The 11968-nt window shown below is 40.8% G+C and carries 9 protein-coding genes and 1 pseudogene; 4 read left to right on the top strand and 6 right to left on the bottom strand.

Annotated elements, in window-relative coordinates; all coding sequences use genetic code 11:
• The 3 genes and pseudogenes from B2R65_RS15275 to fahA form a co-directional block, all read left to right on the top strand.
• A pseudogene (locus B2R65_RS15275) lies at nt 1-951 on the top strand (metallophosphatase); the annotation flags it as partial.
• A 308-nt stretch (nt 952-1259) separates the two neighbouring features.
• Entirely contained in the window at nt 1260-2306 is a 1047-nt protein-coding gene (gene hppD, locus B2R65_RS15270) for a 4-hydroxyphenylpyruvate dioxygenase (RefSeq protein WP_273611799.1), read from the top strand.
• Nucleotides 2307-2436: 130 nt separating this feature from the next.
• A complete protein-coding gene (fahA, locus tag B2R65_RS15265; protein ID WP_286744112.1) occupies nt 2437-3750 on the top strand; it encodes a fumarylacetoacetase in 1314 nt (437 codons plus the stop codon).
• 117 nt (nt 3751-3867) lie between these two features.
• Here the strand turns inward: fahA and putP are convergent, their stop codons facing one another.
• Complete coding sequence (gene putP, locus B2R65_RS15260; protein ID WP_004588331.1) at nt 3868-5346, bottom strand: sodium/proline symporter PutP; 1479 nt, start codon at nt 5344-5346, stop codon at nt 3868-3870.
• Nucleotides 5347-5680: 334 nt separating this feature from the next.
• Between putP and B2R65_RS15255 the strand changes: the two genes are divergently transcribed.
• Complete coding sequence (locus B2R65_RS15255; RefSeq protein WP_054983013.1) at nt 5681-6904, top strand: EAL and HDOD domain-containing protein; 1224 nt, start codon at nt 5681-5683, stop codon at nt 6902-6904.
• A 78-nt stretch (nt 6905-6982) separates the two neighbouring features.
• On the opposite strand, the gene B2R65_RS15250 is transcribed toward B2R65_RS15255, so the two are convergent.
• Genes B2R65_RS15250 through B2R65_RS15230 form a run of 5 tightly spaced genes read right to left on the bottom strand, consistent with a single transcriptional unit; the run spans nt 6983 to nt 11968 of the window.
• Complete coding sequence (locus tag B2R65_RS15250) at nt 6983-7714, bottom strand: MlaA family lipoprotein (protein ID WP_286744108.1); 732 nt, start codon at nt 7712-7714, stop codon at nt 6983-6985.
• A 9-nt stretch (nt 7715-7723) separates the two neighbouring features.
• The gene (gene ccmI, locus B2R65_RS15245; protein WP_286744106.1) at nt 7724-8974 is read right to left on the bottom strand and encodes a c-type cytochrome biogenesis protein CcmI; all 1251 of its coding nucleotides are present in this window, start codon (nt 8972-8974) and stop codon (nt 7724-7726) included.
• Nucleotides 8974-9435, bottom strand: a complete 462-nt coding sequence (locus tag B2R65_RS15240) for a cytochrome c-type biogenesis protein (RefSeq protein ID WP_004588327.1) — start codon at nt 9433-9435, stop codon at nt 8974-8976. The genes ccmI and B2R65_RS15240 overlap by 1 nt, the downstream gene beginning before the upstream one ends.
• The gene (locus tag B2R65_RS15235; protein WP_029773820.1) at nt 9435-10004 is read right to left on the bottom strand and encodes a redoxin family protein; all 570 of its coding nucleotides are present in this window, start codon (nt 10002-10004) and stop codon (nt 9435-9437) included. The genes B2R65_RS15240 and B2R65_RS15235 overlap by 1 nt, the downstream gene beginning before the upstream one ends.
• Complete coding sequence (locus B2R65_RS15230; protein WP_029773819.1) at nt 10004-11968, bottom strand: heme lyase CcmF/NrfE family subunit; 1965 nt, start codon at nt 11966-11968, stop codon at nt 10004-10006. Before B2R65_RS15230 ends, B2R65_RS15235 begins: the two co-directional genes overlap by 1 nt.

Genomic DNA, 11968 nt, shown 5'->3' with positions numbered 1-11968 from the left:
GAAGCCATTGACGAAGCATGGTGGTTACTTGATCAATATGCGCGTTTTAGAACAAGCCAGTGCTTATACCTAGATACCGATAATCAACTCTTTTCATGTAATGAGCAAAGCAATGTCACAGTGTGGAATTTTGACGATGCAAATAGCCCTTTGGCAGCAGATTATGGCCCTTCAGTATTGAGCTATTTTGACCCAGAACAAACAAACTGGGGCCCTGAAGAAACACAATATAATACAACTCAAGCACTTGGTATTGCTGATTTTGCTGATGGCAGCTCAGGTGTAATGGCGTTTTCACGCCACGCCCCTACCGAGGGGTTATTAATAACCTTAAATACACCTGCCAATGGTGATTATGCAAGTGAAGGAATGGTTTCTGATTACACCTTAGTAATGGATTTATATTGGCCAGAAGAAGGCAAAGATATTTATCGCGCTATCATGCAAGCAAACACACAAGATTACCTCACTGATGATGCCGATATGTTTATCGACCCAACCGGCGGTTATGGTAAATCAACCAGTGATAGTGGTTACTTTGGACAAACAGAGCCTGAAAACTGGCACCGAGTTGCATTTGTATTTTATACCGCCCCCAGTAATGGGGTATTTGAAGTGTACATAGACGGCGAGCTTGCTGGTGTGAAAGAAGACGGTGAAATAAATAACACCTGGGCATTAACGTCATCTGTTTTACTCTTTACAGATAACAACTTTGAAACAGTGCCCGGTTATTTAAACGCCCTTTTATATGCTGGGCGCGCCCTGACTCGAGACGAAATTAAAAGCATAGGCAGTGCACAATCAAAGCTGACATTTACCCCTACAACACGGGTATTAAACCAAGCTATTGAGCGCCATTACCAAGCAGCTCCAACCGTAACACCTAATCTTTGGCTCGAGCAGCGCAACACGTTTTTTAACAATCGCACACAAAGTGTAAACAATTAAATACAAAAAACATTACGTAACTACATTTTTAAAAGAGGTTTTATTTTTATAAAACCTCTTTTTTATTTATTTATATCAATATCTTAAACTTTAATAAACTAAAAGCATCAAGCTAATAAATGCTCGTTTACCCTAAAGCGTAAGGTATAAACCTATTGACTAAGTAAACGTCTTATTAAATTTACAGTTTGCTCAAATGCTAAATCTGCTCCCCCTCTTCCCCAAACTTAAAATCTAGTTGATTATCTAGCTCAACACGACAACAACACATAAACGCAGTAGCAATATTTATTGCAGGAGTAATAAAAATGAGTGAAGCAAATAATCCACTAGGTTTAGTTGGTATTGAGTTTACTGAATACGCAACACCTGATGCAGACTACATGGATAAAGTGTTTACTGATTTTGGTTTTTCAAAATTAAAAAATTTTAAAGGCAAAGATATTGTCTATTACAACCAAAACGACATTCACTTTTTACTAAATAACGAACGCGATGGTTTTTCTGCTGAATTTGCAAAAAGTCATGGCCCAGCAATTTGCTCTATGGGTTGGCGCGTTGAGGATGCACAGCATGCATTTGAAACAGCTGTAGCACGTGGTGCAAAACCCGCAACCGACTCAACCCATAAAGACTTACCTTACCCCGCCATTTACGGTATTGGCGATAGCCTGATTTACTTTATTGAGCAATTTGGTGATAAAGGGTCTATTTATGAGTCTGACTTTGAAGATTTATCATCACCTAATGTAGTTGAAGATAAAGGCTTTATACGTATAGATCACTTAACTAATAACGTTTACAAAGGCACTATGGAAACATGGGCAAACTTTTACAAAGACGTGTTTGGTTTTACTGAAGTACGCTATTTCGATATTAAAGGTCAAAAAACAGCGTTGCTATCGTATGCATTAAAATCACCCTGTGGCACCTTCTCAATTCCTATTAATGAAGGTAAAGGCAATGACAACAACCAAATTGACGAGTATTTAGGCGAATATAATGGCCCTGGTGTACAACATCTCGCGTTTTTAACTGACGATTTAGTTAGCTCGCTTGATAAGCTTGATAAATCGACCATTGCTACTTTAGACATTATTCCTGAATATTACGACACTATTTTTGACCGTGTGCCGTGGGTTGCAGAAGATAAAGAAAAAATTCGCGAGCATCAAATATTAGTCGATAGCCAAAGTGAAAACTGCTACCTACTACAAATTTTCTCTAAAAACCTATTTGGACCTATTTTTATAGAAATGATCCAACGTGTAGATGATGGTGGTTTTGGTGAAGGTAATTTCCAAGCATTGTTTGAGTCAATTGAGCGAGACCAAGAGCGCCGCGGCGTTTTATAACTTATTTGAGTAAATTAAAAGCAGCGATCTTCGCTGCTTTTTGTCGTTTTAATATTTAAAAAGTAGGGTGCAAGATACAAGTATGCTTAAATAAATGCATGCACCCAACATCAAACCTAAAGGATAAGTAATGAGCCAAATTAACGAAACCCACGACATTAATTTAACTAGCTGGGTAGAGTCGGCCAATATTAAAGGCTGTGACTTCCCGATTCAAAATTTACCTTTTGCAGAATTTCGTACTAAAAACACAAATGAAGAATTTAGAGGCGGGGTTGCTATTGGCGATCAGGTTATTGATTTAGCAAAATTGAGCCACTTAAACATTTTTACCGGTGATGCTAAAACAGCCCTGGATGCAGCAAGCGAATCAACACTAAATACATTTATGGGTTTAGGGGAACAATACTGGTCAGCACTGCGCTTAGCGCTTTCAAAAGCATTGCGTGAAGGCGCTAAGCAACAAAAAGAAGTGCAAAGTACCCTTATTGCTCAAGCTGATATAGAGTTTTCACTGCCGTGTCATATTGGTGATTACACCGACTTTTATACCTCAATTTACCATGCAACCGCCGTTGGTAGCTTGTTTAGACCAGACAACCCGCTTTTACCAAACTATAAATGGGTGCCGATTGGCTATCATGGCCGCTCTTCATCTATTGATGTATCGGGGCAAACGTTTCACCGCCCTAAAGGGCAAACTAAAGCGCCCGATGCAGATACCCCATCATTTGGTCCATGTAAACGCTTAGATTACGAGTTAGAGCTTGGTATTTACTTAGGCAAAGGCAATGCGCTGGGTGATGCTATCGCCATTGAAAACGCTGAAAACCATGTATTTGGTTTTTGTGTATTTAACGATTGGTCAGCACGAGATTTACAAGCGTGGGAATACCAACCATTAGGCCCGTTTTTAGCTAAAAACTTTGCATCAACCGTATCGCCTTGGATTGTCACCACTGAAGCACTTGCACCTTTTAGAACTAGCTGGACACGTGATGAAAACGATCCTCAGCCAATGCCGTACCTAGAATCTGCCGCTAATCGCGAGCAAGGTGCATTTGATATCCAAATGGATGTTAAAATTCAGACTCAAAAAATGCGTGATGAAAACCACCAACCTACGCAGGTCTCTGCCTCAAGCTTCAAACATTCATATTGGACTGTGGCGCAAATGGTGACCCATCACACTGTAAATGGCTGTAACTTTATGCCAGGTGATATGCTCGGCTCTGGCACGCAGTCAGGCCCTACACATGAAGAAGCGGGCTCTTTATTAGAGCTTTCTCGTGGTGGTAAAGAAAAAATAACCCTGAGTAATGGTGAGCAACGCAGCTTTTTAGAAGATGGCGATAACGTAATTATGCGCGGCTGGTGTGAAAAGCCAGGCTATGCCCGTATTGGCTTTGGTAGTGTAGAAAGCACAGTATTACCTGCTAAATAACTTATTGGTTATTGATATGTCCTAAATAAGCAAACACATTTGAGGACAACACATAGCAAATAAAAAAGCCACCTAGTTAAACTAGGTGGCTTTTTTCGTATCTAAAGTACGGGTTTATTAAAGGTCTTTTTCAACCTCATCAAATAGCGCAGTAATATTTTGCGCTGGCTCTTTCGTCGCTAAGCTTACAACGACAATTGCAATACTTGCTAAAATAAAGCCTGGTACAATTTCGTACATGTAACTGCTTAAGCTTTGCCCATCAATCATAAATGGTGAGTAAATCCAAAACAGAACCGTACCAGCACCTACAACCATACCTGCTAGTGCGCCTTCAAAGTTCATGCGTTTCCAGTACAGGCTAAATAAAACCAGTGGGCCAAATGCCGCACCAAAACCTGCCCATGCATTACTTACTAAGCTTAATATTGAGCTGTCTCTATCGTACGCTAAGTAAATAGCACACAAAGCGACTGCTGCTACACTAATACGTCCTACAGTAACAAGCTCTGTGTCGCTTGCTTCTTTGCGTAAAAACGTTTTGTAAAAATCTTCAGTTAACGAACTTGAGCTAACAAGTAACTGCGAAGAAATTGTACTCATGATTGCAGCTAAAATAGCCGCCAATAAGAAACCTGCAATTAATGGGTGGAATAATAACTCAGAAAGAATTAAGAAAATGGTTTCTGGGTCTTCAACAACAATGTTGTTTTCGTAAGTGTACGCGGCACCAAATAAACCAGTACCCACAGCACCAATGGCTGCAACTATCATCCATGTCATACCAATACGGCGAGCCGTTGGCATATCTTTTACGCTACGCACCGACATAAAACGTACAATAATATGAGGTTGACCAAAGTAGCCTAAGCCCCATGCCATTGCCGAAATAATCCCTAATGCAGAGCCTGCACCTATCCAATTAAGCATATCGGGGTTAACGCTATGAAGTGTTGACTCTAGCGGTTGATCTAATAAAGAGTAAGCAACGGTCGGTACCAGTATCAAGGCAATAAACATAATACAGCCTTGCACAAAGTCAGTTAAGCTAACTGCTAAGAAGCCACCAAATAAGGTATATAAAACAACAACACCAGTGGTGATGTATAAACCCATTTCGTAACTTAAGCCAAACGAGCTTTCAAACAATTTACCGCCTGCTACAACACCTGATGATGTATAAAGCGTAAAGAACACAATAATTACTACCGCAGAAACTACACGTAAAAGGTTTGATTTATCATTAAAACGATTAGAGAAGTAGTCTGGGATTGTGATTGAGTCGTTTGCTTTTTCAGTGTAAACACGCAAACGAGGCGCAACTAAAAAGTAGTTTAACCACGCACCAATAACCAAGCCTATTGCTATCCATGTGCTACTAAAGCCAGTAACGAACATAGCGCCAGGTAAGCCCATTAAAATCCAACCACTCATATCCGATGCGCCAGCAGATAATGCTGCAACACTTGGAGATAAGCTACGTCCACCTAGCATATAACCCGAAACATCACTTGTAGACTGTTTGTATGCATAAAGTCCAATGCCAAGCATGACTATAAAATACAATGCCAGTGAAATAATCATTCCTGTTTCCAAATTCGCCTCCACAAAGTTGTATAAAACAGGCTTTTAATCCTAATAATGACTCTTAAAATATTATAATAAAGACACTATTGGGGTAAAAACCATCCGTCTTGACTATACCATGCTTAAAGGTGATAACTCCAACTTGTTACACTGAAGTGAACAAAAAACAGCCGGATTGACTATTTAACCCTCAAACACCCGATATACGGTAAATTTATTTACATATATAGCTAATATTTAATAACAATTCATTAAATCAATAATAATTACCTAATGCTATTTCGAACGTTTTGCCATATATTATAACCATTACTAATAATTATTATTTTGTACGGAACTATTTATGTATTTTTATGCTGCACGCCAACCTATTTTAGACCGCGAAAAGGAGCTTGTTGGATACGAGTTATTATTTCGTGATGGCGTTGATAATGTATTTCCAGACATAGACGGTGACGAAGCAACAACGAAGCTAATCGAAGGGAGTCAGTTTAATTTTGGCTTAGAAGATTTAACTGGCAACAAACCCGCCTATATTAACTTTACCCTAGAAACCTTACTTAAAGGTTACCCTACTATGTTAGGGAAAGAGACGGTCGTTGTAGAAATCCTTGAAACAGTGCAACCAGGTAAGCGCTTACTGGCTATTGTTAAAGATTTAAAAGAAAAAGGCTACACCCTAGCGCTTGATGATTACATTCACCAACCAGTATGGCGCCATTTTTACCCATTTATCGATATTTTAAAAATAGACTTTTTAACCACTGATGAAAGTGCAATAAAAACCATAATTAACGATATTAAAGCCTATCCACACATCAAGCTTTTAGCTGAAAAAGTAGAAACCTATGAAGCTTATAATTTAGCTCTAGAGCTTGGGTTTGAATATTTTCAGGGGTTCTTTTTTTCAAAGCCTGAAATGGTACAAAGTAAAGCACTACCGCCATCAGAAATGGCATTAGCAGAGCTGCTTTACGAAACCTCATCTGTTGAAATGGATCTTAAAAAGATAACCGATGTGTTTGAACGTGACGTAAATCTATCATACAAGTTATTGCGTTATTCAAACTCAGCTGCGTTTGCGCGCAGAGCCGAAATAAACACAATCAAACAAGCACTCATCGTCCTTGGCGCTAACGAAATTAAAAAGCTGTTATCTTTGTTATTTGCAGCGCAAGTTTCTGCCGATAAACCTGTTGAGCTAATTAGGCTTTCGCTAACACGTGCACGATTTGGCGAACTACTTGCTATTTCACACGGGCAGTTTAAAGATACCGGTATGGCCTTTTTAACTGGCATGATGTCGCTTATGGACGCCATTTTAGATGAAACCATGGAAAGCGTTATGCAAAAGCTCCCGCTGTCTGCAGAGATAAAAGCTGCGCTATTGAATGACGAAGGCCTGCTTGCTCAGTATCTAAACTTGGTTAAGTTTTATGAGCACGCAGATTGGGAAGCCGCCAACGAAATTGCTAAACAATTAAATTTAGGCGAAGAAGTTGCCAACGCATACCATGACGCCTTAACCTGGGTTAATGAGCAAATGCAGCTGATGGTTAAAGAATAATAAACATTAGAGCTTATTTAAGCTCAAAATACACATAAAAAAATGCCAGCAATTGCTGGCATTTTTTATAGCTGTTATTTATAGGCTTTCTAAGAAGTCTTCATCAAAGTCTTCAGGCTCTTCTTTGATTGGTGGATTGCCGTCGTATAGCTCATAAAGCTGACGCTGAAAGTATATGTCTTTAACAAATAAATACGGGTCGAGTGAATCATTAAGTAAGCCTTCTTGCGGGATAAGTGAAGCACGAGCTTCGACCGCTTTAAGCGCAAAAACTAAAATAGTTTGAGGCGTAGTCAGAGCGATTTCTGGTAACACAAAGTTATCAACTACATCGCCTGTTAAGTTACGTGCTGTAGTCGGCCCCATTGCTGGCAGCATAATATATGCGCCATCGCCAACGCCCCACACGCCCAATGTTTGGCCAAAGTCTTCATCTACCAGCTCAAGTCCAAGTGAACTTGCAACATCAAAAATACCAAATACACCTACCGTAGAGTTAACTAAAAAACGCGCTAAACTCACGCCTGCGTTGCCTGCTTTACCTTGTAGCCCTGCGTTTATCATATCAACGGGCGCACTAATATTATCGGTAAAGTTAACAATCCCATTGCGTACAGGCACAGGGGTCACTTCTACATACCCTACAGCCACAGGGCGTAAAATATAAGCATCAAGAATATCCATATTAAAGTCGTACAATGGACGGTTAATGCTTTGTAGCGGATCGCGCTCATCAATTTTGTTTTCTGGTACTTGTGCACATCCGGCTAGCACCAATAAACATAAAAAAGTAAAACTATGCTTTAACATCTAATGTCCTTAAGGTATTAATGTATCAATTTGAAGTTGGTAGTCACTTACGTTTTCACGTTGTAGTGTCTCAGAGTGACCCTCTAACTCACCACTACTTGGCATAACTGACTCATCGATTGAGATCCGCGCTGTGATCACAATATCTTTAGCACTTGATAAGTTTAACCCATCAACCATTGCATTAGCATCAGTGAGTTGCACTGTTAGCGGAAAGCTGTATTCATTTAGTTTAACAACCGCTAATGGCATAGGAGAGCCTTGAGCAGCCTTGGCAAAAATAAATAAAGTCCCCTGCTGAGGCTGCTTATCGAAAAGCTCATCCGCTAAGCTCACAGTAACACTAATAGCACTATTAGCAGAGACCGGCATTACAGAGCCCTCATTTTGCATTTGTTGCTCTATATCGGAAATACGCTGCGCTATCATTGAATAACGCGTATCGCTTTTATCCATGCTTGCCAGTAATACTTCAAACGCCGCTTTGGCTTGCGGCCAGTCCTTGCGCTCATAGGCAATAAGCGCTAATAAAGAAATAGCATCAAGGTTTGTTGGTTCAACCTTTAGCACTTTAGATAGCATACCCGCTGCACGCGTCATGTTCTCTTCACTGCCTTCAAGCAGTAAAACTTGGCTGTAGCTAATGAGTACTTGCATGTTGTCTGGGTTCATTCGAAGGGCTTTATCAAACGATTGCTGCGCCATATCAAATTCGTTTAACGACATAGCCACACGTCCAAGCAGCATCCACGCAACTTCGTCATCGCCTGACTCACTAAGCTTAGTGCGCAGCGCTAGAGCAAACGCTTGCAACTCGTTTTTAGTTAGAGGCTCACCTTTTTGCATTACCGCACGCTCGCCATAATCTGCAAGGTTATCCATTGCATCATACCACGCTGCTATTTGCTGCTGGCTCCCTGTAAAGGTGTAAAAAACACCGGTGAGGGCTAATAAAAATGCTGCGCCTGTTAAAGCAAAAATACGGTTATTACCTTTGCTATTAAGCGATTTTTCTGGTGAAAGCTCGTTCAATAAACGACGTTTTAGCTCAATAACCGATTCACTGTGGCTTTGCGCATCAATACGTTGATTGTCTAAGTCGTTTTGCAGCTCAAGTAAACGCTGCTCGTAAATGCTGATCAATTCTGCATTAGCATTGTGAGTAATGGTTTGCACGCGCTCTTTTTTTAAAAAAGGCAACATAATAAAAGCTAGTGCAATTAGTGTGAGTAAAGTAAAACACGCCCACATTAGAATCATTAATTTTGCTCCTGACGTTTATTTTCTGCAATTAACTTAGCAAGTTTTGCTTCATCATCGCTGTTCCAGGTTTGCTTAACTGACGCCTTACGCTGGCGAATTACAATAAAACCAAAACCCAAAATAACAATAAGCACAGGTAAAACCCAAAGTACTAATGTGGCCGGTGTTACAGGCGGATCGTAATGAACAAAATAACCGTATCTGTCTATCATGTAATCGATTACTTCGTCTTTTGTTTTACCTTCTTTTACCAGCGCGAGTACCTTGTCGCGTAAATCTTTTGCAACAATGGCATCAGAGTCTGCAATATTTTGGTTTTGACATTTAGGGCACCTGAGCTCTTTGGTTAACTCTTCAAAGCGCACAGCTTGTTGGTTATTGTCAAACTGGTAGCGATCTTGCTCGGCATACACTGCCATACTTATAAAAAAGCTCAGGGTTAATAAAAACACTCGCATTAATTTAGCTCCTGCATAACAGGGGCAAATTTAGCACGCCATACGCGCGGGTTTAGATCCCCTGTATGGTGTAATAAAATTTTACCCGTTTTATCCACTAAAAATGTTTCAGGGGCACCTGATACACCTAAATCAAGTGACAAGGTACGGTGCAAGTCTAAAATATTAAATTGGTATGGGTCGCCAGCACGGCTGAGCATATCGCTCACATCGGTGCGCAAAGCCTGCATATCAAATGGGCCATCAAAATCGGCATCGTACCCTTGTACATAGTACAAACCAATAATTTTTACGCCTTGCTCGCGTAGCTTAGTTAAATACCCTAGTTCAACTAAACATGTAGGGCACCAAGTCCCCCATACATTAAGTAAATAAACTTCGCCTTTTAGGCTTTCATCTGTCCAGCGCTTATCATCTTGCATTAAATCAGGCAGGTTAAACGCAGGCATCGTTTGGCCTAGTCGTCCGGTTTGAATTTCACGCGGGTTGGCAAACAAACCTTGATACAAAAATACACATAAAAATATGAATATTAATAACGGTGCTAAAGCTAAAATTTTACGGTTCATTACGCATTCTCCAACGCTTTTTTGCGTGTACTTGCTGATGTACGGTAGCGTTTATCGAATAAAATCATAAACCCTGCAAGCGATATAAGTACACCGCCTATCCACATCCAACGCACGAACGGTTTGTGATAAATACGCAGTGACCATGCCCCTTTACTTAATTGCTCACCGAGCGCTAAATATAGGTCGCGAGTAAAGCCGGCATCAATTGCCGCTTCGGTCATAAATTGCATACCAATATCGTATTTGCGTTTTTCTGCATGTAACTCAGTCACTAGCTTATCGTTATTGAATACCGACACTACACCAGCATGCCCACTGTAGTTAGGGCCGCGTATTGATTTAACGCCATCAAATCGGTATTCGTATTGGTTAAGCGTGACAATATCGCCTTGCTTCATAGAAACATCACGCTCCACCGAGTACGCCGAAGTAAGTGTTACGCCAGCAATAACAAATGCTAAACCAACGTGACCTAGCACCATTGCCCAGTAGCTAATGCCTAAACGTTTAATGCCTTCTTTTAGCGTTCCGTGAACCGACGCCTTGGCGTATAAATCTATAGCAGTTGAGACTGCAACCCATACACCTAATGTGGTTGCTAATAATGTAAGTGGTTTTACGACATCGTAGCTTGAGAACAACCACGCACAGGTAATAACAACACTTATTAACACACCTATTAATACTTTATTTTGTAGTACAGCCCACTTGTTTTGTTTCCAACGAAGAAAAGGCCCTATTCCCATTAATATGGCAAATGGTACTAATAAAATGGCAAACATTTTATTAAAGAACGGTTCGCCAATAGAAATACTGCCTAGGCCCATTTCTTTATGCACCATAGGTAACAAAGTACCTAAAAGAACAATTAATGTGGCTACCACTAAAAAGATGTTGTTAAGCCATAAGGCCACTTCGCGTGATACAAACTTGTAACGGCCTTCGCTTTTAACTTGTGATACGCGCAGCGCATACAGCGATAAACCGCCGCCAACAACAATGCCTAAAAATGCTAGAATAAATAAACCTCTATCGGGGTCAGTGGCAAATGCATGCACCGATACAATAATGCCTGAGCGAACAATAAAGGTGCCTAATAAGCTTAGGGAAAATGCAGCGATGGCAAGCAGCACAGTCCACGATTTAAATACACCGCGCTTTTCTGTCACGCTCAAAGAGTGCAATAAAGCCGTAGCAACTAGCCAGGGCATAAGCGATGCGTTTTCTACCGGATCCCAAAACCACCAGCCACCCCAGCCAAGCTCAGAGTAAGCCCACCAGCTGCCTATGGTTATTCCTAAACTTAAAAAGCCCCAAGCAGTCATCGTCCATGGGCGAGACCATTTAGCCCAGGTGTTATCAAGTTTACCTGTTAAAAGTGCTGCAATAGCAAATGAAAACGCAACCGATAACCCCACATATCCCATATACAGTAATGGCGGATGAATGATCATACCTGGGTCTTGTAGTAGCGGATTTAAATCACGCCCTTCAACAGGGAAATACGGCAGTAAGCGTTCAAATGGGCTTGAAAGCAGTAGTGTGTACATCATAAAACCGACACCTAAAAAGCCAAGCACACCTAAAACACGTGCACGCAACACCCAAGGTAGCGATTTAGAACGCATAGCAACTACGGCGGTCCACCCAGCTTGCATTACAAGCCACAGTAAAATAGCGCCTTCGTGCCCACCCCACGTAGAGGTAATTTTATAATACCAAGGCAACGTACTACTTGAATGGTACGCCACATAAGATACCGTAAAGTCATCTGTTAAGCTGGCATAGATAAGCGCAGCAAACGAGAGAAGTACAAAAGCAAATTGCCCAACGGCTAAAGACGGGGCCGCACGCATTAAACGAAGATTACCGGTATGCGCGCCCCACAGCGGAAAAATACACAGTAAAACGCTTAGCACCATGGCAAGCGTTAAAGAAAAATAACCAAGTTCTGGGATCAT

Origin of the sequence: Pseudoalteromonas sp. UBA2102 (assembly GCF_002331165.1) — a bacterium.
Lineage (GTDB): Bacteria > Pseudomonadota > Gammaproteobacteria > Enterobacterales > Alteromonadaceae > Pseudoalteromonas > Pseudoalteromonas atlantica.
This window is presented reverse-complemented; position numbering and strand designations above follow the sequence as displayed.